This window comes from Cupriavidus gilardii, from assembly GCF_013347325.1.
In the GTDB taxonomy this organism is placed as follows: domain Bacteria; phylum Pseudomonadota; class Gammaproteobacteria; order Burkholderiales; family Burkholderiaceae; genus Cupriavidus; species Cupriavidus gilardii.
The window spans coordinates 1,633,273-1,657,321 of sequence record NZ_CP054624.1; the positions used below are offsets into that span (position 1 = coordinate 1,633,273).

Here is a 24,049-nt window from a genome sequence, read left to right on the forward strand (position 1 = left end):
TCGCCTCCATCGGCCCCCTTGCGCCCCCGGTCCCGTTCGCCCGCTGCGTTACCGCTGCGCCGGCTGGTCCCGCTCGTGCCCCTCGCCGCGCTGTGCTGCGGGGCCTGCGCGACCGGGCCCAACGCCAACCCCGCCGATCCGCTGGAACCGATGAACCGCGCGATCCATACGGTCAACGACAAGATCGACACCTATGTCGCGGTGCCGGTCGCCAAGGGCTATCGCCGCGTCACGCCGCAGCCGGTGCGCACCGCGGTGACCAATGTCTTCAACAATGTCGGCGACGTCGGCAACGCGATCAACAACCTGCTGCAGGGCAAGGGCGTCGCGGCGGCCGAGAGCGTGATGCGCGTTGCGATCAATACCGTGCTGGGCCTGGGCGGGCTGATCGATATCGCGACACCGGCCGGCCTGCCCCGGCACCCGCAGGATCTTGGCCTGACGCTGGGCACGTGGGGCGTGCCGTCGGGGCCGTATCTGGTGCTGCCGCTGTTCGGGCCCAGCACCGTGCGCGACGGCATCGGCATGGCCGGCGACGTGTTCGCCGACCCGGTGACCTACATGGATCCGGCCTGGCGCAACAGCCTGTTCGCGCTGCAGTTCGTCAATACGCGCAGCAACCTGCTCGATGCCACCAGCCTGCTGGAGCAGGCCGCGCTGGACAAATACAGCTTTGTGCGCGACGCCTATCTGCAGCAGCGCCGCCAGCGGCTGCGCGGCAGCGAAGCCGGCGATCTGCCCGACTATGGCGATGACGGCGACGAAGGAGACGGCGCGGCGGGCGGGGCTTCGCCATCGATCGACGCACCGGGCTCGCCCCCCGTTCCGGCTCCCGCCGCCCCATGATCGGACGATCGATACGCCGAGCACCGCAACGCAGCCGCCAGCCGGCGCAAACCCCTTCGCGCCGCGGCGGCGTCGCCGGCAAGCCGCAGCAGCTCGCCCAGTTGCGCCGGTCGCTTGAGCAAGCTGGCAGACAGCGCGCGCATCGCGATGCCGCCATCCGCGCCGAATGCGGCCAGCGCCGCCGGCGGAACGCGCCGCCCCGCCGGATCGGCGATCGCCCGGCATACCACGAAAGGCAGCCCCGCCGCGCGCGCCGCGGCGGCGATCCGGTGCGATTCCATATCGACCGCCACCGCGCCGGTCGCCGCATGCAGCGCCCGTTTGTCAGCAACGGCCGCGGCCGGCGTATCGGTGCCTGCGATCGTTCCGCCGACGGCCGCGGGCAATGCCATGCGCAGCACGCTGGTCCAGCGGGCATCCGTGTCGAAGCGCGAGCCTTCCGCGGCGACGGCATCGGCCAGGATCACGCTGCCGGGTGGCAGCGCGGGGTCGAGCCCGCCCGCCACCCCGAAGCTGATCAACCCCGCATAGCGCGGCGCCGATCCTGCGTCGTCATGCAAGGCAGCGATCATCGCGGCATCCAGCGCATCGCCACGCAGGCCGCTCAGCGTCGTCGCGCCTGGCCACGACAACAGCCGCGCCTCGAAGGCCATGCCGGTGACGACGAGCCAGCGCGGCGCGCCGGCATCGGCGCGGCTGGCGGCCACGCTCACATGCCCCATGGCATGCGGCCCGCGGCGTCGGCAGTCCCCGTGGCATTGGCCGGATTGCCGACGCGCTGGAGATTGCGGTAACGCGCCAGCGCCCACAGCGGGAAATAGCGCGCATAGCCGTGATAGCGCAGATAGAACACGCGCGGGAAGCCCACCGCGGTGAAATGCTGCTCGTCCCACAGCCCGTCGGCGCGCTGCTCGCGCAGCAAATAGTCGATGCCGCGCGCGACCGCCGGCAGATCGCGGCAACCGGCCGCCATCAGTCCGAGCAGCGCCCAGGCGGTCTGCGACGGCGTGCTCGGCGCGCTCTCGTGGCCGCGGTAGTCGAGCCGGTAGCTGCTGCCGTCCTCGCCCCAGCCGCCGTCGCCGTTCTGCACGGACAGCAGCCACTGCGCGGCGCGGCGCACCGAGGCCGCCTCAGGCCCGAGCCCGGCGGCCTGCAGCGCGCACAGCGCGCTCCAGGTGCCATACAGGTAGTTGGTACCCCAGCGCCCATACCAGCTGCCGTTGGCCTCCTGCTCGTCCAGCAGATAGCGCAGCGCCTGCGCGGCGGCGCGGCTGTTGGCCGGCAATTCGCCCAGCTGGGCCAGCATCGACAGGCAGCGCGCCGACACGTCGGCGGTCGGCGGGTCGAGCAGCGCGCCATGATCGGCAAACGGAATGCTGTTCAGATGGCTGTGCGTGTTCTCCGGCTCGAAGGCGCCCCAGCCGCCGTCGCTGCTCTGCATGCCTTCGATCCATTGGCGCGCGCGAGCCAGCGCGGGCTCGACGCCGCCCTGCCAGCGCGCATCGCCGCGCGCCGCGCGATCGAGCGCCATCGCGACCACGGCGGTATCGTCGACGTCCGGATAGTGCGGGTTGGCGTACTGGAAGGCCCAGCCGCCGGGGCGCAGATGCGGCCGGCGCACCGTCCAGTCGCCGCGCACGTCGAGCACCTGCAAGGGCAGCAGCCAGTCAAGCGCGCGCCGCGCCGCGGCCAGCGCGCGCTCGCCGCCGGCTTCGAGCATCGCATGGCAGGTCAGCGAGGTATCCCACACCGGCGAAAGGCAGGGCTGGCAATAGGTCTCGTCGCCATGCTCGACCAGCAGGCGATCGAGCGCCGCGCGAGCCTGCGCGACCGCCGGTTCGTCGCGCGGCACGCCGAGCGCGTCGAACATCATCACCGCATTGACCATCGCCGGAAAGATTGCGCCCAGGCCATCGTCGCCGTTCAGGCGCTCGCGCACGAATCGCTCCGCTTGCTCGATGGCGCGCCGGCGCAGCGTCTTCGGCGACAAGGGCTCGAACACGCGCAGCGCGACATCGACCCCGCGGAACACCGCATACCAGAAGCGGCCTTGATGCGGCGCCCTGCCCGGCATCCGCGCGGCCTGGCTGGGCCGGCGAAACAGTTCCTCGATGCCGACGCGGCGCGGATTGCGCGCGCACGGGCGCAGCGTGTTCAGCACCAGCAGCGGCACGATCACCGTGCGCGCCCAGTACGAAATCTTCGACAGATGGAACGGAAACCACAGCGGCAGCAGCATGATCTCGACCGGCATCAGCGGCACCGCGCGCCACGGCATCACGCCGTACAGCGCCAGCAGCGTGCGGGTGAACACATTGCTCGCCTCGGCCCCGCCCAGCGCCAGGATGCGCTCGCGCGCGCGCCGCATCGCCGGCGCGTCGGCCGGCTCGCCGATCATCTTCAGCGCGAAATACGCCTTGACGCTGGCGCTGATGTCGGAGGCGCCGCCATGAAACAGCGGCCAGCCGCCGTCCGCGTTCTGCCGGCGCAGCAGATAGCGCCCGATGCGCGCCTCCCGCGCAGGATCGGCCGGCTCGCCCAGATAGTGCACCAGCAGCACGTATTCGGACGGGATCGTGGTATCGGCTTCGAGCTCGAACACCCAGTGGCCGTCGGCGCGCTGCCGCGCGATCAGGGCATCGACGGCGTGCGCGATCGCGGCCTCGAGCCTCGGGTCGGTGGAGTCGGCGGAGGCGGTGGAACCGGTCAGCGGGGGAAAGGACGACGCGAAGGAAGCGGCGGAATCCGGCCGGTCCTGGTGGTCTACGAGGTCGGCGGCTTGCGGCGAACCGTTCAAGGCGATCTGGATTTCAGCCACATCACTCCTCGTCACGCGATGACATCGCGAGGCAGCCGGCGGCGGCGGGACCACGACCGGCGCGCGAGAGACTCGCGATCGGTATTGGGGGGTCGGGCGATTATAGCAATCAGGCCAAAAGCAGGCCGGCAGCGCCCGCTCGCCTTGACAGCGGCGCTGCCCGGCTTCTATGCTGGCGCGCATTGTTCCTTTGAAAAGACCAATGTTCTGTTGTACGGAACCAGAACCGAAGATGCAGAACCTTGGCAACACCGCGATGAATCCCGACTCCTCCAACGGCGGCCCATCCGGGGCCGCCCACCAGCCCCCCCGCAAACCCTTGCGCGGCATTCGCGTGCTCGACCTGACCAATGTGCTGGCCGGCCCCTTCTGCTGCCATCAGCTCGCGCATCTGGGCGCGGACGTGATCAAGGTCGAGACCCCTGTCACCGGCGACCTCGCGCGCCAGCTGGGCGCCGACGCCGAGCTGAACCGCAGGCTGATGGGCGTGTCCTTTCTGGCGCAGAACCCCGGCAAGCGCTCGATCACGCTGAACCTGAAGCATCCGCTGGGCAAGCAGGCGCTGCGCCGGCTGGTGCAGCAGTCCGACGTATTGGTCGAGAACTTCCGGCCGGGCGTGATGACACGCCTTGGGCTCGGCTACGACACGCTGAAGCAGGACAATGCGCGGCTGATCTATTGCGCGATCTCGGGCTTCGGCCAGGACGGCCCGCTGGCCGACCTGCCCGCCTACGACCAGATCATCCAGGGGATGGCGGGCGTGATGAGCATCACCGGCGATGCGCAGACCGCACCGTATCGCGTCGGCTATCCGGTCTCCGACACCGTCGGCGGGCTGACCGCGGCGCTGGCGGTGGCGGCGGCACTGGCCGACCGCGACCGCACCGAGGGCTATCTGATCGACGTGTCGATGCTCGAATCGACGCTGGCGACGATGGGCTGGGTGGTATCGAACTACCTGGTGGCCGGGCGCGAACCGGCGCCGATGGGCAACGACAACATGACCGCGAGCCCGTCGGGCACCTTCCGTACCGGCGACGGGCTGATCAATGTCGCCGCCAACAAGCAGGAACAGTTCGAGGCGGTCTGCCGCGTGATCGGCCGGCCCGAGCTGGCCACCGATCCGCGCTTCGCCGAGCGCCAGGCCCGCTTGCAGCATCGCGCCGCGCTGCAGGCGGAGCTCGAAGCCGAACTGAAGCGCCAGCCCACCGCGCATTGGTGGCCGCTGCTGAACCAGGCCGGCGTGCCGGCCGGGCCCGTCTATACGGTGCCGCAGACGCTGGCCCATCCGCAGGTTGCCACGCGCGGCATCGTCGCCGAGTTTCCCGACGCGCCGGGCGTCGGGCGCGACGTGCGTCTGCTGCGCACCGGCTTCAAGCTCGACGGCGCGGCGCCGGCCGTCGATGCGCCGCCGCCCGAACTGGGCCAGCACACGCGCGACATCCTTCTCGAACTCGGCTACACGGCCGAGCAGATCGACACCATGCAGGCGGAGCAGGCCCTATGACCGCATTCGATCCCTCGACCCCGGACGCCGGCCAGCGCCGCGCCGAAGACTGGTGGCACAGCGCCATCATCGACATGCAGCCCGGCGTGATCCGCTATCGGGGCTATCCGATCGAGCAGCTGATCGGGCGCGTGTCGTTCGCGCAGATGATCTGGCTGATGCTGCGCGGCGAGCTGCCGCCGCCGGGCCAGGCCGCGCTGCTCGACGCCGCGCTGATGTCCGCGGTCGACCATGGCCCGCAGGCGCCCAGCATCGCGGTCGCCCGGATGGCCGCGACCTGCGGCGTGGGGCTGAACAACGCGATGGCATCGGCCGTCAATCTGCTCGGCGACGTGCACGGCGGCGCCGGCGAGCAGGCGGTCGCGCTGTATCTCGATATCGCCGCGCGCGTCGATGCCGGCACGGACCTGCCGCAGGCGGCGCGGGCGGGCCTGCAGGCCTGGCGCGAGCTGCATGGCAAGTATGTGTCCGGCTTCGGCCATCGCTTCCATCCGGTCGATCCGCGCGCGCCGCGGCTGCTCGAGCTGGTCGACCAGGCGGCGGCGGACGGCGTGGTCGACGGACGGTTTGCCGCGATCGCGCGGGCGGTGCAGGCCGAGCTCGGGGCCGGACGATCGCGGCCGGTGCCGATCAATATCGACGGCGCCACCGCGGTGATCTACGCCGAGCTGGGCTTCCCGCCGCCGCTGGCGCGCGGGCTGTTCTGCCTGTCGCGCTCGGTCGGCATCCTGGCGCACGCCTGGGAGCAGACCGAGCAAGGCGGCCGCAACAAGGGGCCGATGCCGCGCGAATTCATCTGGACCTATGACGGGCACCCGCCGCGCGATGTGCTGGGCGCGGTGTCCGGCGAACGGCCGGACGGCCTGTCGGCCGAGCGGCCGGATGGGAAGCGCTAGGGTGCCAGCAAGGATCGCGGCTCGCGCGTCAGCAGCGTCAGCGGCCGTCTCCGGAAACATCCGCTTCGAGCGGGATCTCGGGCGCCGCCGCGGCGGACGCCGGTGCCGCAGCCGCGGCCGGGCGGCTGGCCGCGGCTGCGGCCATCGCCTCCTCGCGCTCCAGCGTGGACGCCACCACATAGCGGTCGCGCCCGCGCCGCTTGGCCTCGTACAGCGCGCGGTCGGCATTGCCGAACAGCTGCTGCCACAGACCGACCGAATCGGAGCCGTCGTCGCGCAGCTGCGCGACGCCGATGCTGACGCTGGCGAACTTGCCGGCCGGCCCGGGCAGCGGAATCGCCCGTACCTTGCGCAGGATCCGCCGGGCCAGCGCGGTGGCCTGATGCTCGTCGGTATGGGGGCACAGCACGCAGAATTCCTCGCCGCCGTAGCGGCCGGCCACATCGGAGGCGCGGCGCGAGTTGTCCAGCGCCTCGGCGATTGCCTGCAGCACCGCATCGCCGGCGCGATGGCCGCTGCGATCGTTGACCTGCTTGAAATGATCGACGTCGATGACCAGACAGGCGACCGCCTGCCGGTTGCGCAGCGCGGACACGATCAGACGGCTCGCGGCGTTGTCCAGCGCGGCGCGATTGAGCAGGCCCGTCAGGCCGTCGATGCGGGCGCCCCGCTCCTTGTTGGCGATCACCTGCTCCAGCGCCATCACGGTGAAGCCAAACAATCCGAGCAGCGTCGCCACCAGCGGGGCCAGCACCACCACCGCGTTATAGGTGGCGTCGTGGGCCAGGCTGCCCGCGTTGAACGGCGACGGGGAAATCGCGCCGTCGCCCTGCCAGGCCACGGCCGCGCCGTAGAGCTGCGCGCACAGCTGGACCGCGCTCGCCAGCAGCACCAGCGGCAGGCCGATTTCGCTATGGCGCACGCGCGAGCGCAGCAGCACCAGGATGGTCGCCAGCGACAGCAACGCCAATGCGACATAGGCGACCCGATGCAGCTGCAGCACCGGCTGCGGCCCGGTCAGCGCATCGAGCGAAGCGGCAACGGCGATCACCACGGCCGCGCCCTGGATGCGGGTAAATCCGGGCAAACCCTGATGCACGCGCACACCGCCATAGATCGTCAGCTTGCCGGCCAGATACACCATCGCGGCCACCGCGCCCACCTCGACCAGATGCGCCGTGGCCGCGTTGAGGGTCAGCGCCAGACCGCCGGCCGACAGCACCAGGTGGCCGCCTGCCCATAGGCGGCCGGCATCGGTGCGGATCAGCGCGAACACGAGGCCCGCCGAGATCAGCAGCGTGCTCGAAAACACCACCATCATGACGATCACAATGCTGTGCTGGTCTAGCTGCACGGTATCCCTCGGAAAATGCCGCGTTGCATATGCCCCGGCGGCACGGCCGCTCGTCCCAAAAACCTTTGATGATAGCTGGCGCACCGGCGCCGGGCATCCCCCTTGAGTCGGGCATGGGCGGGCCGCGGCGGCGGGCGTGCCGTCGCGGGGCCAATGCCGGCTCAGTCGTCGAAGGGGAAATGGCCGCCCAGCGTTTCGGTCAGCGTGCGCGCGGCGCGCAGCACGTCGGCGCGGAAATCCGGCCGATAGCGCGAGGCCGGACAGGTCAGCGTCAGCGCGCCGCGCAGCTCGCCGCCGGGGCCGAACACCGGGGCGGACACGCCGGCGATATCGGGCACGCGGTCGCCGACCAGCGTCGCCACGCCGTCGCGGCGGATGGTGTCGTACAGCTGGCCGCGCGCACCGGCAAAGGCGCGCAGCACCCGGCCGCCGGCGCCGCGGTTGCGCGGCAGCAGGTCGCCGGCGCGGGCGTGGTCACGCACCGGCTGCGGGGAGTCGACGCGATACAGGCATAGCCGATGCTCGCCCTGCTCGATATGGAAGGCCGCGCTCTCGCGGGTGTCCTGCACCAGTTGGCGCAGCACCGGCATCACCGCCGTTTCCAGCGAGAACGACGCGGCATAGACCGCATGCAGCCGCGCGACTTCGGGGCCGAGTCCGTAGCGGCCGTCGGCGTGGCGCACCACCAGCCGCGCATGCTCGAGCGAGGCGAGCAGCCGCAGCAGCGTACTCTTGTACAGGCCCGAGCGCTGCGCCAGCTCGGCCAGCGTCAGCGCGGTATCGCCCAGCCGGAACGCGCGCAGCAGGAACAGCGCGCGATCCACCGCCACCGCGCCGCCTTCGGCGGCATGCTTGTCGGCTTCGGAAACCTGGGCGGCTTTACGGGGCATGGGGCGGAACGGCGCGCAACCGACGCGCAATCGATGAGGTGCGCGCACCGTATAGAACGGCCCCCGCTTTGTCAATGCAGCACAGGGCAAGCCGCGAAGGACGCAAGACGCTGGGTCCCCGCTTCCGCGGGACGACGGGTGGCCAGACCCGTTGCATACCGCTGTCGTCCCCGTGCAGGCAGGGACCCAGTGGCTTTGATGTCGCCGCGAAGGACGCGGGGCTGCTGGGCCCCACCTTCGCGGCGACAACGGCAGGGTTCACCCCAGCCGCCGCACCACCGCCTGCGCGAACTCGCGCGTGCGGGCCTTGCCCTTCAGGTCGCCGGTACGGACGTTGTCCTCGTTCAGCGTCCGGTCGATCGCGGTGCGCATCCGTTGCGCCAGATCCTGGCGGCCGACGTGCTCGAGCATCAGGCCGGCCGCCAGCATCAGCGCGACCGGGTTCGCAATGCCCTTGCCCGCGATGTCGGGCGCGGAGCCGTGCACGGCCTCGAACACCGCCGCGTGCTCGCCGATGTTCGCGCCCGGCGCCAGGCCCAGCCCGCCGACCAGTCCGGCGATCTGGTCCGACAGGATGTCGCCGAACAGGTTCGTGCACAGCAGCACGTCGAACTTCCACGGGTCGAGCACCAGCTGCATCGCGCAGGCGTCGACGATGCGGTCGTCCATCTCGACCCGTCCCGCATAGTCGGCCGCCACCTCGCGCGCGGCCTCCAGGAAGATGCCGGTCAGCGCCTTCAGGATATTGGCCTTGTGGACCACGGTGACCTTCCTGCGGCCGTTGCGCAGCGCGTATTCGAAGGCGAAGCGGGCAATGCGCAGGCAGTCGGCGCGCGTATTGGTGCCGGTCGACACGGCCACCGCGCGCGGATCGTCGCCGACCGCGATGTAGTAATCGTGCGCGACGTAGAAACCGCCGACGTTCTCGCGCACCAGCACCAGGTCGATGTTCTCGTAGCGTCCCGGCACCAGCGTGCGCGCGGGCCGCACGTTGGCGTACAGCTGGAACAGCTCGCGCAGCCGCACATTGACGGAGCGGAAGCCCCCGCCCACCGGCGTGGTCAGCGGCCCCTTCAGCGCCAGGCCGGTACGGCGGATGCTGTCGAGCGTCGCTTCGGGCAGCGGATCGCCGCTGGCCTCGAGCGCGGCCATGCCGGCCTGCTGCGTTTCCCAGGCGAACGGCGCGCCCAGCGCGTCGAGCACCTGCAAGGTGGCATCCATGATTTCCGGCCCGATGCCGTCGCCGGGGATCAGCGTGGCCGGGATGGCGCCGCCGCCGCTGCTGTTGCTGCTGCTGTTGCCGCTGCTTGCCGCGGGGTCGATCTTGTTGGTCGGATTTGCATCGGTTTGCACAGGCGATCTCCACAAAATGACAATGGCCAGGAACGACGGCGACACGCCCGCGGCGGCCGGCTCGGGTTCGCGGATACGGCCCCGATCAGCCGCCAGGCGCCGTGCCGGCGGGGCTGGCGCCCTCCCCGGCGGGGCCCATGGCCGCTGGGCCCGCCCCTTCCTCAGGCGCCGCGCGCGTGCGCACCACCACTTCCGAATGCAAGGTTCGGTGCACCGGGCACTTGTCCGCGATGGCCAGCAGCGCCTCGCGCTGCTGCACGTCGAGCGGCCCGCGCAGCGTGACCTCGCGCTCGATCCAGTCGACCTTGCCGTCGCGGGTGTCGCACTCCGCGCAGTCCGCGGCATGGATCTTCTCGTGCCTCAGTGACACGCTGACGTGTTCCAGCGGCCAACCCTTGCGCTCGGCCACCATCCGGATCGTCATCGACGTGCAGGCGCCCAGCGCCGCCAGCAGCAGGTCGTAGGGCGCCGGTCCGCCGTTCAGGCCGCCGAACGAGACCGGCTCGTCGGCCAGCAGCCGGTGCTTGCCGACCGTGACCTGCTGCTGGAACTTGCCGGCGTGGTTCTCCTCGACGCGCACCAGCCCCTCCTCGACAGCGGCCGCCGGCAGCGTGGCCGCATCGATGCCGAGGTAGCGCTGGCTCCAGGCGGCGATGGTATTGGCGACATAGACCGCTTCCTCGCGCCGCGTCAGCAGATGGTCGGCATGATCGAGCGAGACGAAGCTCTTCGGATGGCGGGCCGCGATGAACAGCTGCGTGGCATTGTCGATGCCGACGGTGTCGTCGAGCGGGGAATGCAGGACCAGCAGCGCCCGCCGCAGCCGCGATACCTTGGCCAGCAGCGCCTGTTCGGCGACGTCGTCGAGAAACTGCTTGCGGATGCGGAACGGGCGGCCGGCCAGTTGCACCTCGGCCTCGCCCTGCGCGGCGATGGTGCCGGCGTGCTCGCGCAGCAGGCCGACCACGTGCGACGGATCGCTCGGCGCGGCGATGGTCGCCACCGCCCTCGCCTCCGGGATGCCCTCGGCCGCGGCCAGCACCGCGGCGCCGCCCAGGCTATGGCCGATCAGCAGCGCCGGCGCCTGCAGATGCCGGCGCATATGGTCGGCGGCCGCGTGCAGATCGGCGACGTTGGACGAGAAATTGGTGTTGGCGAAATCGCCGCCGCTGCCGCCCAGGCCGGTGAAGTCGAAGCGCAGCACCGCGATGCCGTGCTGGGTCAGCGCCTGCGCGATGCGGCTGGCCGCCACCGCATCCTTGCCGCAGGTAAAGCAATGCGCGAACAGCGCGTAGGCCTTGACCGGTCCGGCCGGCATGTCGAGGCGGCCTGCCAGCGGCTGGCCGTCGTGGCCGGGGAACTGGACTTTCTGGTTGGGCGCGCCGGGCGAACTCGGCGAGTTCGGCGAGTTCGGTGAATTCGACGGATCGGGCATGCGTGGCTCCTGGCGAAAAAATGGCGGGATGGCCGGTCCTTGCTACTGTAGCCGCTCCGTCCGCCGAAGTGGCCGAAAGGTCATGCAAAACCGGGCGCCGACGACCATTGGAGAGCCCGCGACAGTGGCCTCGCCAGACATGGAGCAGACAAGCACGAGACAAGATGCAGACATGCTGTAGAGCCCCGATTTGCACGCGGCGACAAGGCCGATCCGTCACGGGTAATCCCTACATTGTTGCGCTTGGTTGCAATTCCTAACATGAAGTCAATTACAAACCACTTGCACGCCGCCCCCTGAAAACGGCAGTCGCCGCCGGGCCGGCCACCGCATCGCAATTCCAAACGTCGCATCAACGGTTCGAGGCTGGCGCACTCGCGGCGCTGCCTCCGGTGTCGTCAACAGCAGCAAGGGGGAAGACAGCATGGCAGCGAAAAACAAGCGCGGTGCGGTATCGCGACGGGGATTTCTGGGCGGGGCGGGGGCTGCGGTCGGTGCAACGGCGCTGGGATTTCCGGCGATCGTCAAGGCCCAGGGGCCGGTGACGATGCGCTGGCAAAGCACCTGGCCCAGCAAGGACATCTTTCACGAGTTCGCCGGCGACTTCGTCGCCAAGGTCAACGACATGTCGGGCGGCGAGCTGAAGATCGAGCTGCTGCCGGCCGGCGCGGTCGTCAAGGCGTTCGATCTGATCGACGCGGTCAGCAAGGGCACGCTCGACGGCGGCCACGGCGTGATCGCCTACTGGTATGGCAAGAACTCGGCGCTGGCGCTGTGGGGATCGGGGCCGGCCTGGGGCATGGACCCGAACATGCTGCTCGCCTGGCACAAGTACGGCGGCGGCAAGGAACTGCAGCAGGAGATCTACCGCAGCCTGAACCTGGACGTCGTGTCGTTCCTGTACGGGCCGATGCCGACGCAGCCGCTGGGCTGGTTCAAGAAGCCCATCACCAAGCCGGAGGACTTCAAGGGCCTGAAGTTCCGCACGGTCGGCCTGTCGATCGACATCTTCACGGGGCTGGGCGCCGCGGTCAACGCGCTGCCCGGGGCCGAGATCGTGCCGGCGATGGACCGCGGCCTGCTGGACGCGGCCGAGTTCAACAACGCCAGCTCGGATCGCGCGCTCGGGTTCCAGGACGTGTCCAAGGTCTGCATGCTGCGCAGCTTCCACCAATGCTCGGAGCAGTTCGAGATCCTGTTCAACAAGAAACGCTACGACGCGCTGCCAGCCAAGCTGCGCGCGCTGATCGCCAACGCGGTGGACGCGGCCTCGGCCGACATGTCGATGAAGGCGATCGACCGCTACTCGAAGGACTATCAGGCGCTGCAGCAGCAGGGCGTGAAGTTCTACGCGACGCCCAATTCGGTGCTGCAGGCGCAGCTGAAGATCTGGGACGAAGTGGTGGCGCGCAAGGAAAAGGAAAACCCGATGTTCAAGAAGGTCAACGACTCGATGAAGGCGTTCGCGATGCGCAGCACCCGCTGGCAGAACGACACCAACGTCGACTATCGGATGGCCTCGGCGCACTACTTCAGCAAGCGCAGCTGAGCGGCGGGGCGCGATCGTGCAAGGCCTGCTGCTGGCGATCGACAGGATCAGCACCCTGATCGGTCAGGCCGCCTCGTGGCTGATCGTCGCGTTGACGCTGATGATCAGCTACGAGGTGTTCTCGCGCTATGTCCTGTCGGCACCGCATGCCTGGGTGTTCGACGCGAGCAATATGCTGTACGGCGCGCTGTTCATGCTGGCCGGCGCCTATACGCTGGCCAAGCGCGGCCACGTGCGCGGCGACATCCTCTATGGCTTCCTGCCGCCGCGCGCGCAGGCCACGATCGACCTGGTGCTGTACCTGGTCTTCTTCTTCCCCGGCGTGATCGCGCTGGCCTGGGCCGGCATCGACTTCTTCGAGGTCTCGCTGGCGCAGAACGAGCACTCGTCGATCGCGGCGGACGGCCCGCCGATCTATCCGTTCAAGGCGGTGATTCCGGTGGCCGGCGCGCTGCTGCTGTTGCAGGGCGTCGCCGAGACGATCCGCTGCGTGATCTGCCTGAAGCGCGGGCATTGGCCGATGCGCGAGGGCGACGTCGAGGAAGTCGACGTGGACAAGCTCAAGCAGATGGTCAGCGCCGACGCCGTGGCCGGCACGGCGGCCACGCCGGCGGTCGCGGAAGATGGCGAAGTACGGGATGGCGGCCATGCGCGGGACGAGCGGCATGGCGGCGGCCCGGCCGATGCGCCGGCTCGGCGCGACACGCCCGCGGCCGATCCGGCCCCACACCACCCCCGCGATCGCCACGACGATCGCGAATCGAAGCCAGCGCGCGAAACCGACGGAGCGCCGCGATGAGAAAGGAACTGTGGTTCGGCGCCACGCTGATGGCGCTGATCGCCGTCGCGGTGCTGGTGCTGATGCCCTCGCCCGCCGATTGGACCAACGGGCATCTGGGCCTGCTGATGCTGGCGCTGATCGTCGCGGCGATCATGCTGGGCTTTCCCACCGCGTTCACGCTGATGGGCATGGGCGTGCTGTTCGCCTGGCTGGCCTATCGCCATGCCGACCCCAACATCGCCGTGCAGCAGACGCTGGACCTGATGGTGCAGCGGACCTATGCGGTGATGACCAACGACGTGCTGATCTCGGTGCCGCTGTTCGTCTTCATGGGCTATCTGGTCGAGCGCGCCAACCTGATCGAGCGGCTGTTCCGCAGCCTGCATCTGGCGCTGGCGTGGCTGCCGGGCTCGCTGGCCGTGGCCACGCTGATCACCTGCGCGGTGTTCGCGACCGCCACCGGCATCGTCGGCGCGGTCGTCACGCTGATGGGCCTGCTGGCGCTGCCGGCGATGCTGCGCGCCGGCTATAGCGCTTCGCTGTCGGCCGGCGCGGTCACCGCCGGCGGCTGCCTGGGCATCCTGATCCCCCCATCGGTGCTGCTGATCGTCTACGGGGCCACCGCCGGCGTGTCGGTGGTGCAGCTGTATGCGGGCGCCTTCTTCCCCGGCCTGATGCTGACCGGCCTGTATCTGCTGTACGTGATCATCCTCGCGAAGCTGCGGCCGCGGCTCGCACCGCCGCTGCCGCTGGCCGACCGCGAGGTCCCGCTGCCGCCGCTGCAGCAAAGGCTGCGCGACACCATCGGCGCGCGCGCGCTGCCCGCGCTGGTCACCGCCCTCAAGGGCAAGCGCAACGCCGCCATCCCGACCGGCCAGCTGATGCGCCAGTTCGGCATCGCGGTGCTGCCGGCACTCGTGGTCGCGCTGCTGATGGGCTCGATCTACGCCGGCGTCACCGCCGCGCCGCCGGCGGCGGTCGATGCGACGCTGATGGAACTCGGCGCGCAGAGCGCTGACGATGCCGCGGCGCTCGATACGCTCGCGCCGCCGCCGAGCGACGAGAGCCCGGCCGCAGCGACAGCCCCGGGCGATCCTGCCACCCCCGCCACCCCCGCCGCGCCATCGTCGCAGGCCGATGCCGCGCCCGCGCCGGCCGCCGCCGCGCCCAGCCCGCCCGGTGCCGACACCGCCAATCCGCCGGCCACCGCGCCGCAGGCGCCCAACTGGTTCTGGATCACGCTGGCCGTGGTCTGCGTGGCGATGCTGTACTTCTACTGGCGCTTCGACTTCGCGCGGATGGAGATCTTCAAGCAGCTGCTGTCGTCGTTCTTCCCGCTGGCGGTGCTGATCCTCGCCGTGCTCGGCTCGATCGTGTTCGGCCTGGCCACGCCGACGGAGGCCGCGGCGGTCGGCGCGCTTGGCGGCGCGCTGCTGGCGGCGGCCTACGGCCAGCTCAACTATGGCGTGGTCAAGGAGTCGGTGTTCCTGACCGCCAAGACCAGCGCGATGGTCTGCTGGCTGTTCGTCGGCTCGTCGATCTTCTCGGCCGCGTTCGCGCTGCTCGGGGGCCAGGCGCTGGTCGAGCAGTGGGTGATGTCGCTGGACCTGACGCCGCTGCAGTTCATGATCCTGGCCCAGGTGATCATCTTCCTGCTGGGCTGGCCGCTCGAATGGACCGAGATCATCATCATCTTCATGCCGATCTTCGTGCCGCTGCTGGACAACTTCGGCATCGATCCGCTGTTCTTCGGCCTGCTGGTCGCACTGAACCTGCAGACCGCCTTCCTGTCGCCGCCGGTCGCGATGGCCGCCTTCTACCTGAAGGGCGTGGCGCCGCCGCATGTCACGCTGAACCAGATCTTCGGCGGCATGCTGCCGTTCATGGCGATCCAGGTGGTGGCGCTGGTGCTGCTGTACGCATTCCCGGACATCGGGCTGTGGCTGCCGAGGGTGTTGTATCAGTAGGCCACGTAAAAGCCACGACGGCGGTATCATGGCCGGGTCGTCCGACCCGCCATTCGCAGGGGCACTCCGGTGCCCCTGCTGCTTTCCGGCGCCGGTTCGCAGTGCATTGCCCCGGTTTCATCCCCGCTATCCCGCTATCACAGTTTCCGTACGACCCGATCTCGAGGAATCGACATGTCCGAATTCAAGATGGAATACCGCCGCCTGGGCCGCAGCAATCTGAAGGTGTCCGCGCTGTGCCTGGGCACGATGATGTTCGCCGACCAGACCGACGAGGCCGAGGCCGGGCGCATCGTCGCCAGCGCGCGCGACCATGGCGTCAACTTCATCGACACCGCGGACGTCTACAGCAAGGGCGGCTCCGAGCAGATGGTGGGCCGGCTGATCGAGGCCGAGCGGCAGCAGTGGATCCTCGCCACCAAGCTGGGCAACGCGATGGGGTCCGCGCCGAACCATGGCCACTACTCGCGGGTCTGGGTGCTGCGCGAGGTCGAGGACAGCCTGCGGCGGCTGGCGACCGACTACATCGACATCCTGTATCTGCACCGCGATTACGCCGACGAGAATCTGGAGGAGGCGGTGCGCGCGATGGGCGATCTGGTGCGCGACGGCAAGATCCGCTACTGGGCGGTGTCGAACTTCCGCGGCTGGCGCATCGCCGAGATCGCGCGGCTGTGCGATCAGCTGGGCGTGCCGCGGCCGGTCGCCTGTCAACCCTACTACAACCTGCTGAACCGGATGCCCGAGGTCGAGATCCTGCCGGCCTGCGAATACTATGGGCTCGGCGTGGTGCCCTATAGCCCGGTCGCGCGCGGCGTGCTGACCGGCAAGTACCTGCCGGGACAAGCGCCGGAGGCCGGCACGCGCGCCGGACGCGCCGATCGCCGCATGATGCAGACCGAGTTCCGCGAGGAATCGCTGGTCATCGCGCAGCAGCTGAAGGCCCACGCCGAGGGCCGCGGCCTGACGGCCGGCCAGTTCGCCACCGCATGGGTACTGGCCAATCCGCTGATCACCTCGGTGATCGCGGGTCCGCGCACGCTGGCGCAGTTCGAGGACTATTTCGGCGCGATCGGCGCGACGCTGTCGCCCGAAGAAGAAGCGATGGTCGATGCGCTGGTGGCGCCCGGACATCCGTCGACGCCGGGCTATACCGATCCGAACTATCCGTTCACGGGGCGGCCGGTCAAGGTGGCGGCGGCGGACTGATCGGCCGGCCTCACCAGCCGCGCCCCATGTCGTAGATCGAGCGCGACAGCCCGGGCGAGTCGATCCCCGCCAGCGTCGCGATGCCGAGGCCGAGGCCGTCCCGGCCGCTGCCGGGATCGTCCTGGCCCAGCTCGGTCAGGCAGCGCGATATATGGACAATCTGGGTCGGCAAGCACGGTTCCGAACCGCCGCCGAGCCGCAGCGGGCGCGCTCGCGTGCCGGCCGGGCGTGGCCGGCCCCGCTGCCGCATCGGCGCATTCCTGCGGCCGTGGTATCGCAGCGCTTCGCGGCCATCGTGCGGTGCCGCCGGAACCCGCGCTTCGCCGCGGCGCGGTGCCGGCTGAATGCCGGCATCCCGGCGTGGATTGCTCCCGCCATCGGCGTGCAAGGCCAGCGCTTCGCGCAGGTATTCCGCGCGGCTCTGCCTGCAGCGGTAGATCTCGACGAGGGCCGGCGCCGACCCTCGCTCCGCGGTGGGCGGCGCGTTGACATCGGCGTGGATGAACGCGATCGATACCTCATCGTTCTGCCGATCGGCCAACGTCATGCGGCCGGTGGCCGGCGCGGCGGACAGATACAGCGGCTGCGGCGTGCCGGAGAGCCACGACTTCAATACGGTGAACATGCTTGTCCTCGTCGAGTGGAAGCGAGGCGCCATCTTTGCCGGCATCCCGGACGCGGGCTACTGAAAACGTGTGAGGAATGTACGCATAGCGATGTATTGCCGCATCGGCATGCGAGTGTGAAACGGCGCATTGGCCGCGTTGGGCGCGTTGGGCGCGCGCGGCCAACGCCAGCCCCGCCGTTCGCAGCGCGCTACAGCCCCTTCTCGACCATCGCCAGCACGCGCTCGCCCAGCGCAATGCGCAGCGCTTCGTCGGCATGGCGCAGCGGGCCGTCGATGATCAGCAGCGCCAGCCCGTGCACCGCCGACCAGGCCAGGTACTCGGCTCCGGGGCGCCGCTCGGCGGGCAGCACGCCGGCCGCGACCAGCCGGTCCAGCGCGGCGCCTAGCAATTGGAAGGGATTGAGGCCGCCGGGGCCGGCCTTGGCGGGATCGGGGTCGTCCTCCACCATGCTCGGCGTGGCGAAGGCCGTGCGGAACAGACCCGTCTGCGTCTGCGCGAACTTCAGATAGCCGGCGCCGATCGCGCGCAGGTCGGCGCGCGCCCTGGCGGCCGGGTCATTGCGGTCGACCTGCTCGGCCGCAGCGGCCAGCTCGGTTTCCATCGCCACCGCCAGCGCCGACAGCGCGGCCGCGCGTACCGCCTCGAACAGCGCCTGCCGATTGGCGAAGTGCCGGTAGGCGGCATTGGGCACCACGCCGGCGCGGCGCGTCGCCTCGCGCAGCACCACCGCGTCGGGGCCGCCGTCGCTTGCCAGCGCGATGCCGGCGTCAATCAGCGCGCGACGCAGATCGCCGTGGCGATAGGTCGTGCGCGGCGGCGGCGCGGCCGCCAGCTTCAGTGCGGTGACCATCAGGCTGCATGGCCGCCGTGGGGCGCGGCCATGCCCGTTTCCGTCGCACCGCCTTCGGCGGCGGCCTCGGCGCCTTCCGGCGTCACCGACACCGGCGCGGTACGCGTGCGCAACAGCATGCCGCCCAGCACCGCGGCCACCAGCGCGAACACCGCGCCGACCAGGAACGCGAGGTGATAGCCCGCGTTCAGCGCGTCGGCCGGCGCGCCGCCGGCGGCGGCCACGCCCGCGGTGCGGCCCGCCGCCAGGCTGGCGAGCACCGCCAGGCCGAGCGCGCCGCCCATCATGAACGAGGTATTGACCACGCCCGACGCCAGGCCGGAATCGCTCGGCTTGACATCGCTCATCGCCGCCAGCAGCACCGGATTGAACGCGATGCCCGCGCCCAGTCCCAGCAGCAGCATGCCGGGCAGCACGTCGACGACGAAGCCGCCGCCGACTGGCGCGCGCGCGAACAGCAGCAGGCCCAGCGCCGCCAGCAGCAGCCCGGCGGCCAGCGGCGCGCGCACGCCGTAGCGCATCACCAGGCGCGCGGACAGGCCCAGCGAGAACGCCGCCATGATCAGGTTGGCCGGCAGGAATGCCAGGCCGACCTGCATCGGCGTGTAGCCGAGCACCAGCTGCAGATACAGCGCCGAGATGAAGAACCAGGCGAACATCGCCGCGGCCCACAGTACGCCGACCACATTGGAGACCGCGACATTGCGCAGCCGGAACAGCCCCAGCGGCATCAGCGGATGCGCGACGCGCGACTCGATCAGCAGGAACACCAGCAGCAGCGCCACCGCGATGCCGAGCATCGACACGGTCTGCATGGCCAGCCAGCCGACCTCGTTGCCGTTGACCACCGCATAGACCGCCAGCATCAGCGAAACCGTGATCGTCACCGCGCCGCCGACGTCGAGGCGCTGACCGTTGGCCGAGCCCGGCAGGTTCGGGATCAATGCCACGCACAGCGCGTAGACCGCGACGCCGATCGGCAGGTTGACCAGGAAGATCCAGTGCCAGCTCAAGGCGCTGGTCAGCAGCCCGCCGAGCAGCACGCCGATGCTGCCGCCGCCCGCGCAGACGAAGCCATAGACGCCCATCGCCTTGGCGCGGTCGGACGGCGTCGAGAACAGGTCCATGATCAGCGACAGCGCCACCGCCGACACGACCGCGCCGCCGATACCCTGCACCGCGCGCGCGGCCACCAGCAGGCCCTGCGATTGCGCCACGCCGCAGGCCAGCGAAGCCAGCGTGAACAGCGTGATGCCGAGCAGGAACAGGCGGCGGTGGCCGAACAGGTCGCCGAGCCGGCCGCCGAGCAGCAGGAAGCCGCCGAAGGTCAGCATATAGGCGTTGACGACCCAGACCAGCGCGGTCTCGGTGAAGCCGAATTCGTTGCGGATCGACGGCAGGGCGACGTTCACGATGGTCGTGTCCAGCACGATCATCAGCTCGCCCAGGCACAGGACCATCAGCGCGAGCCAGCGCTTGCGGTCATCGAGTGTGTGCTGCATGGGGTGTCCTTTTTCGGTTCTTGGTTTTTTGTTTGTGCTTGTGACTTCAGGAGCGTTGACGCGCTGGCGTTTTGCACTGTTGTGTACAGCGTTCACAACCATAGCACACAAATGGACGATGTCCACTTCTGCGTTGTGATGTTGGCTTTACGACATATTTGACGCCGCCAGAGGCGCCGGCCGCCGCGGCTGCGTGGCGCTCAAGCCGTGCGGCGGTTGCGCACCTTGCGCGCCCGCCCGCCCCCCTCCCCGTCTGCACGCAGCACCGTCATCTCCGCCAGATAGTCGAGCAGGCGCTTGACCGCCGCCGAGCGCGGCCGCTTGTCGCGCACGATCAGCTGCGCGTCGGCGGCTTCCAGCACCGCGTTGCGCACCGGCAAAGCGACCAGCTGGTGGCCCAGTTCGCGCGCGACCGCCAGGGCCGGCAGGAAGGTCACGCCCAGACCGGTGCTGGCGTAGTGCTTCAGCGCGGCGATCGAGTTGGTGGTCAGCGCCGCCGTGAAGCGGACCTTTTCGGTCAGTTCGACCAGCTGGATCACCTGGCGCAGGCCGAAGCCCGGCGTCATCAGGCCGACCGGATACGGCAGGATGTCCGCGATGGTCAGCGTCTTGCCGCGCCGCGCCAGCGGATGGTCGGGCCGCGCGATCACGCAGACCGGCTGGCGCCGCGCGGCCAGCACGCGCAGCGTCGGCTCCGGCGGCGGCGCATAGGCCAGACCCACATGCGCGCGATCTTCCGCGACCGCGCGCACCACCTCGTTGACGTTCATCAGCTCCAGCGTGACGTTGATCTTCGGATAGCGCTGGCAGAACTCGTTGAGCACCGCGTGGATCAGCTCGTCGATGAAACCCTCGCCGGCGACGATCTGGATCTGCCCGCGCTGCAGCCCATTCAGTTCCTGCAGCCGCGCCAGCAACGTTTCCTCGCCGGCAAGCCGCTCGCGGTAGTGGTCGAGCACCAGCTGGGCCGCTTCGGTCGGCATCACGCCGCGGCCGCGGCGCTCCAGCAGCGTCGCGCCGAGCTCGCCTTCGAGCTGCTGGATCTGCCGGCTGATCACCGACGGTTCGACATCGAGCTTGTCGGCGGCGGCGCGGATCGAGCCGGCGACGACGGCGGCGTAGAAGTAGCGCAGCCGGCGTTCGCTGAGGCCGGCCGGCAAGGCGCCGTCGCGGTTCGGATCGGGGGACAGGGGCACGGCGTTTCCTCGAAGGTGGTGGCGAAGGTGGTGGCGAAGGTGGTGGCGACGGTGGCCGCGAAGGTGGTTGGGCGGCGGCGGTCCTGGCCCACCCAGCGTTGACCAAAAAGCAACGGAATCGTACAGCGATGGCTATTGTTCCTCAACGGCCGCGTTGGCAACAATGCGCGAAGGCCGGCCGCGCCCGCGCGGATGCCGGCCTACGGGACAACGACAGCACAACGACAGCAGCAGCCCGATCAGAACAAGCGCCCGTCCTGCCAACCCCCACCGTGCCTGCGGCACCCGGAGACATCGATGCAACAGACCACCACCTCGTGGAATCCATCCGACGCGATGGCGGCCACGCCCGACGCGCTGGCGCCGATCTATCGCAAGATCAGCCTGCGCGTGCTGCCCTTCCTGCTGCTGTGCTATGTGTTCGCCTACCTGGACCGGGTCAACATCGGCTTTGCCAAGCTGCAGATGCAGCAGGACGTCGGCATCAGCGACGCGGTCTACGGGCTGGGCGCCGGCATCTTCTTCCTCGGCTACGTGATGTTCGAGGTGCCGAGCAACCTGCTGCTGGCGCGCATCGGCGCGCGCAAGACCATCAGCCGGATCATGGTGCTGTGGGGCGCGACCTCGGCATGCATGCTGTTCGTGCGCGATGCCCACAGCTTCTACGCGCTGCGCTTCCTGCTCGGCGTGTTCGAGGCCGGTTTCGCGCCGGGCATGATCTTCTATCTGACCTACTGGTACGGCGGCGCGCGCATGGCCCGCGTGATGGCGATCGTGATGCTGGCCGGCCCGATCGGCGGCATGGCGGGCGGCCCGGTATCGACCTGGATCATGACCGCGCTGGCGGGCTCGCACGGGCTGGCCGGCTGGCAATGGATGTTCCTGATCGAGGGGCTGCCGTGCGTGCTGCTCGGCGTGATCGCCTACTTCTACCTCGACGACACGCCGGCGCAGGCGCGCTGGCTGTCCGACCGCGAGCGCCGGCTGCTGGCGCACGACATCGGCGCCGCGCGTGCCGGCGGCGGCCACCATAGCTTCGCCACCGTGCTGCGCGATCCGCGCATCTATGCGCTGGCGTTCGGCTACTTCTGCCTGATCAGCGGCATCTACGCGGTCAGCTTCTGGCTGCCGACGATCCTGAAGGGCGCTGGCGTGACCAGCACGATGGCGATCGGCATGTATTCGGCGCTGCCTTACGTCGCCGCCGCGGTCCTGATGTTCCTGGCGGCGCGCAGCTCCGACCGTCGCCAGGAACGGCGCTGGCACAGCGCGACGCTCGCCTTCGTCGGTGCCGCCACGCTGGCGATCGCGGCCTTCACCGCCGACAACCTGACGCTGTCGCTGATCAGCATCACCGTCGCCACCGCCGCGATGTGGGCCGCCTACACGGTGTTCTGGGCGATTCCGTCCGAATATCTGCAGGGCACCGCGGCCGCGGGCGGCATCGCGCTGATCAACAGCCTCGGCCTGCTGGGCGGCTTCGTCAGCCCGACGCTGATCGGCGCGGTCAAGGACCTGACCGGTTCGCTCGAAGGCGGACTGCTGGCGATGGTGGGGCTGCTGGCCGCCGGCGGCCTGGCCATCCTGCTGAACCGGCTGCCGAAGGACCGCGCGCCCTCCGCGGTTCGCTGAAGTGTGCCGGGGCGCGTTGATGCGTGCCCCGGCCCCGCTTGCCCCGCTTGCCATCGACGCCCCATTTCTCCAATCCGAATTGAACGACTACCGACCCATGCGCATCCTTCTCGCCGGTTTCCAGCACGAAACCAATACCTTCGCGCCGTCGAAGGCCCACTACGACAACTTCGTCCGCGGCGAGGGCTTTCCCGCGATGGTGCGCGGCGCCGACGTGCTGGCGCTGCGCGACGTCAATATTCCGGCGGGCGGCTTCATCCGCGCGATCGGCGAACTGACGCGCGGTGAGGCGCAACTGCTGCCGGTGATCTGGGCCGGCGCCAGCCCCTCGGCACATGTGGCCACCGACGCGTTCGAGCGCATCGCCGGCGAGATCGTCGACGCCGCGCGCGCGCAGCGGCCCGACGCGATCTATCTGGACCTGCACGGCGCGATGGTGACCGATGAACACGACGATGGCGAAGGCGAGCTGCTGGCCCGGCTGCGCGCCGCGGTGGGCGTGGACGTGCCGATCGTCGCCAGCCTCGACCTGCATGCCAACGTCACGCAGCGCATGCTGGAGAGCGCCGATGCGCTGGTCGCCTACCGCACCTATCCGCACGTCGACATGGCGGACACCGGCGCGCGCGCGGCGCAGCTGCTGCAGCGCCTGCTCGGCAAAGGCAACGGCGACGGCAGCCATGGCAGCCGCCCGCTGCATCGCGCGGCGCGCCGCCTGCCCTTCCTGATCCCGATCAACGGCCAATGCACGTTCCTGGAACCGGCGCGCGGCATCTATGCGCTGCTCGACGAGCTCGAGCGCGAGCTGGACGGCGTGGTGTCGCTGTCGTTCACGCCGGGCTTTCCGGCGGCGGACTTCGCCGAATGCGGCGGCGTGGTCTGGGGCTATGGCGACGACGCCGCGCGTATCGAGCAGGCGGTGGCCGCGCTGACCGACGCGGTCGTCGCGCGCGAGGCCGACTGGGCGGTGCCGTTCCTGACGCCGGACGAGGCGGTACGGGAAGCGATGCGGCTGTCGCAGGCGGCGAGCCGGCCGGTGGTGATCGCCGACACGCAGGACAACCCCGGCGCCGGCGGCGACTCGAACACGACCGGCATGCTGCGCGCGCTGGTACGCGCCGGCGCCACCGATGCCGCGATCGGGCTGATCGTCGATCCGGAAGCGGTGCGCGCCGCGCATGCCGCCGGCGTCGGCAGCGATATCACGATCGCGCTGGGCGGCCAGTCCGGCGTGCCGGGCGACGCGCCGTTCGAGGCGACCTTCCGCGTCGCGCAGCTGTCCGATGGCCGCTGCCGTTTCGACGGTCCGATGATGAACGGCATGGACGTCGATGTCGGGCCGGCGGCGCGGCTGACGATCGGCGGCGTGCACGTGGTCGTCAGCGCCGGCAAGGCCCAGATGCTGGACCGCAATCTGTACCGGATGGCCGGCGTCGAGCCGGAGCGGATGAAGATCCTGGTCAACAAGAGTTCGGTGCATTTCCGCGCCGACTTCCAGCCGATCGCCGAGGCCGTGCTGGTGGCCAAGGCGCCGGGCCCGCTGCTGGCCGATCCGGCCGATCTGCCGTGGAAGAAACTGCCGGCCGGATTGCGGCTGCGGCCGCTGGGGCCGGCTTTCCAGCATTCCTGACGCGG

At 70.0% G+C, this 24,049-nt stretch carries 18 protein-coding genes and 1 pseudogene; 9 read left to right on the top strand and 10 right to left on the bottom strand.

Annotation, left to right across the window (positions count from 1 at the left end):
* Positions 1-75 precede the first annotated feature (75 nt).
* Complete coding sequence (locus FOB47_RS07460; protein ID WP_082371711.1) at positions 76-846, top strand: MlaA family lipoprotein; 771 nt, start codon at positions 76-78, stop codon at positions 844-846.
* Here the strand turns inward: FOB47_RS07460 and FOB47_RS07465 are convergent.
* Entirely contained in the window at positions 744-1,553 is an 810-nt protein-coding gene (locus tag FOB47_RS07465) for a phosphorylase family protein (RefSeq protein WP_244959193.1), read from the bottom strand. The two genes, FOB47_RS07460 and FOB47_RS07465, sit on opposite strands and share 103 nt — an antisense overlap.
* A gap of 2 nt (positions 1,554-1,555) precedes the next feature.
* A complete protein-coding gene (gene shc, locus FOB47_RS07470) occupies positions 1,556-3,556 on the bottom strand; it encodes a squalene--hopene cyclase (RefSeq protein WP_244959317.1) in 2,001 nt (666 codons plus the stop codon).
* Between the two features lie 364 nt (positions 3,557-3,920).
* On the opposite strand from shc, the gene FOB47_RS07475 reads away from it, so the two are divergent.
* Together FOB47_RS07475 and FOB47_RS07480 are read left to right on the top strand one after the other, a co-directional pair.
* On the top strand, positions 3,921-5,171 hold the full coding sequence (locus tag FOB47_RS07475) for a CaiB/BaiF CoA transferase family protein (RefSeq protein WP_174780941.1): 1,251 nt from the start codon (positions 3,921-3,923) through the stop codon (positions 5,169-5,171).
* Positions 5,168-6,067 carry a citryl-CoA lyase gene (locus FOB47_RS07480; protein WP_244959194.1) on the top strand — a complete coding sequence of 300 codons (900 nt, stop codon included), beginning with the start codon at positions 5,168-5,170 and terminating at the stop codon, positions 6,065-6,067. The genes FOB47_RS07475 and FOB47_RS07480 overlap by 4 nt, the downstream gene beginning before the upstream one ends.
* 37 nt (positions 6,068-6,104) lie before the next feature.
* Here FOB47_RS07480 and FOB47_RS07485 read toward each other — a convergent pair whose 3' ends face one another.
* From FOB47_RS07485 to FOB47_RS07500, 4 genes are all read right to left on the bottom strand, one after another.
* A complete protein-coding gene (locus tag FOB47_RS07485; RefSeq protein WP_174780466.1) occupies positions 6,105-7,421 on the bottom strand; it encodes a GGDEF domain-containing protein in 1,317 nt (438 codons plus the stop codon).
* A 161-nt stretch (positions 7,422-7,582) separates the two neighbouring features.
* Complete coding sequence (locus tag FOB47_RS07490) at positions 7,583-8,311, bottom strand: IclR family transcriptional regulator (RefSeq protein WP_174780467.1); 729 nt, start codon at positions 8,309-8,311, stop codon at positions 7,583-7,585.
* Between the two features lie 258 nt (positions 8,312-8,569).
* Positions 8,570-9,634, bottom strand: a complete 1,065-nt coding sequence (locus FOB47_RS07495; RefSeq protein ID WP_174780942.1) for an isocitrate/isopropylmalate dehydrogenase family protein — start codon at positions 9,632-9,634, stop codon at positions 8,570-8,572.
* Positions 9,635-9,749: 115 nt separating this feature from the next.
* Complete coding sequence (locus FOB47_RS07500; protein ID WP_174780468.1) at positions 9,750-11,099, bottom strand: bifunctional alpha/beta hydrolase/OsmC family protein; 1,350 nt, start codon at positions 11,097-11,099, stop codon at positions 9,750-9,752.
* A gap of 424 nt (positions 11,100-11,523) precedes the next feature.
* On the opposite strand from FOB47_RS07500, the gene FOB47_RS07505 reads away from it, so the two are divergent.
* The 4 genes and pseudogenes from FOB47_RS07505 (at position 11,524) to FOB47_RS07520 (ending at position 16,605) form a co-directional block, all read left to right on the top strand.
* Positions 11,524-12,648 (top strand): TRAP transporter substrate-binding protein, encoded by a 1,125-nt coding sequence (locus FOB47_RS07505; RefSeq protein WP_053823661.1) that lies wholly within the window; start codon positions 11,524-11,526, stop codon positions 12,646-12,648.
* Positions 12,649-12,664: 16 nt separating this feature from the next.
* Positions 12,665-13,273 (top strand): annotated as a pseudogene (locus tag FOB47_RS07510) (TRAP transporter small permease subunit); the annotation flags it as partial.
* 170 nt (positions 13,274-13,443) lie between these two features.
* Positions 13,444-15,396, top strand: coding sequence for a TRAP transporter large permease (locus tag FOB47_RS07515; protein ID WP_174780469.1), 1,953 nt, complete (start codon positions 13,444-13,446; stop codon positions 15,394-15,396).
* A gap of 174 nt (positions 15,397-15,570) precedes the next feature.
* Positions 15,571-16,605: an aldo/keto reductase gene (locus FOB47_RS07520; RefSeq protein ID WP_174780470.1), complete on the top strand. Its 1,035-nt coding sequence runs from the start codon at positions 15,571-15,573 to the stop codon at positions 16,603-16,605.
* Positions 16,606-16,615: 10 nt separating this feature from the next.
* Here the strand turns inward: FOB47_RS07520 and FOB47_RS07525 are convergent, their stop codons facing one another.
* The 4 genes from FOB47_RS07525 to FOB47_RS07540 all read right to left on the bottom strand — a co-directional run bounded on the left by FOB47_RS07525 (position 16,616) and on the right by FOB47_RS07540 (position 20,782).
* On the bottom strand, positions 16,616-17,230 hold the full coding sequence (locus FOB47_RS07525) for a hypothetical protein (RefSeq protein ID WP_174780471.1): 615 nt from the start codon (positions 17,228-17,230) through the stop codon (positions 16,616-16,618).
* Positions 17,231-17,421: 191 nt separating this feature from the next.
* Positions 17,422-18,084: a TetR/AcrR family transcriptional regulator gene (locus FOB47_RS07530; protein ID WP_053823654.1), complete on the bottom strand. Its 663-nt coding sequence runs from the start codon at positions 18,082-18,084 to the stop codon at positions 17,422-17,424.
* On the bottom strand, positions 18,084-19,586 hold the full coding sequence (locus FOB47_RS07535) for an MFS transporter (RefSeq protein WP_174780472.1): 1,503 nt from the start codon (positions 19,584-19,586) through the stop codon (positions 18,084-18,086). The genes FOB47_RS07530 and FOB47_RS07535 overlap by 1 nt, the downstream gene beginning before the upstream one ends.
* A 200-nt stretch (positions 19,587-19,786) precedes the next feature.
* Positions 19,787-20,782, bottom strand: coding sequence for a LysR family transcriptional regulator (locus tag FOB47_RS07540; RefSeq protein ID WP_174780473.1), 996 nt, complete (start codon positions 20,780-20,782; stop codon positions 19,787-19,789).
* 297 nt (positions 20,783-21,079) lie between these two features.
* Here FOB47_RS07540 and FOB47_RS07545 point away from each other — a divergent pair, with 297 nt between their 5' ends.
* Together FOB47_RS07545 and FOB47_RS07550 are read left to right on the top strand one after the other, a co-directional pair.
* Positions 21,080-22,414, top strand: coding sequence for an MFS transporter (locus tag FOB47_RS07545; RefSeq protein WP_390884832.1), 1,335 nt, complete (start codon positions 21,080-21,082; stop codon positions 22,412-22,414).
* Between the two features lie 97 nt (positions 22,415-22,511).
* A complete protein-coding gene (locus tag FOB47_RS07550; protein ID WP_174780474.1) occupies positions 22,512-24,044 on the top strand; it encodes a M81 family metallopeptidase in 1,533 nt (510 codons plus the stop codon).
* The last annotated feature ends 5 nt before the right edge of the window (positions 24,045-24,049 follow it).

Coding starts and splice junctions, on each gene's coding strand:
- FOB47_RS07475 (WP_174780941.1), top strand. CDS start 3,921: ATGAATCCCGACTCCTCCAACGGCGGCCCATCCGGGGCCGCCCACCAG.
- FOB47_RS07480 (WP_244959194.1), top strand. CDS start 5,168: ATGACCGCATTCGATCCCTCGACCCCGGACGCCGGCCAGCGCCGCGCC.
- FOB47_RS07490 (WP_174780467.1), bottom strand. CDS start 8,311: ATGCCCCGTAAAGCCGCCCAGGTTTCCGAAGCCGACAAGCATGCCGCC.
- FOB47_RS07500 (WP_174780468.1), bottom strand. CDS start 11,099: ATGCCCGATCCGTCGAATTCACCGAACTCGCCGAACTCGCCGAGTTCG.
- FOB47_RS07505 (WP_053823661.1), top strand. CDS start 11,524: ATGGCAGCGAAAAACAAGCGCGGTGCGGTATCGCGACGGGGATTTCTG.
- FOB47_RS07515 (WP_174780469.1), top strand. CDS start 13,444: ATGAGAAAGGAACTGTGGTTCGGCGCCACGCTGATGGCGCTGATCGCC.
- FOB47_RS07520 (WP_174780470.1), top strand. CDS start 15,571: ATGTCCGAATTCAAGATGGAATACCGCCGCCTGGGCCGCAGCAATCTG.
- FOB47_RS07525 (WP_174780471.1), bottom strand. CDS start 17,230: ATGTTCACCGTATTGAAGTCGTGGCTCTCCGGCACGCCGCAGCCGCTG.
- FOB47_RS07530 (WP_053823654.1), bottom strand. CDS start 18,084: ATGGTCACCGCACTGAAGCTGGCGGCCGCGCCGCCGCCGCGCACGACC.
- FOB47_RS07535 (WP_174780472.1), bottom strand. CDS start 19,586: ATGCAGCACACACTCGATGACCGCAAGCGCTGGCTCGCGCTGATGGTC.
- FOB47_RS07545 (WP_390884832.1), top strand. CDS start 21,080: ATGCAACAGACCACCACCTCGTGGAATCCATCCGACGCGATGGCGGCC.
- FOB47_RS07550 (WP_174780474.1), top strand. CDS start 22,512: ATGCGCATCCTTCTCGCCGGTTTCCAGCACGAAACCAATACCTTCGCG.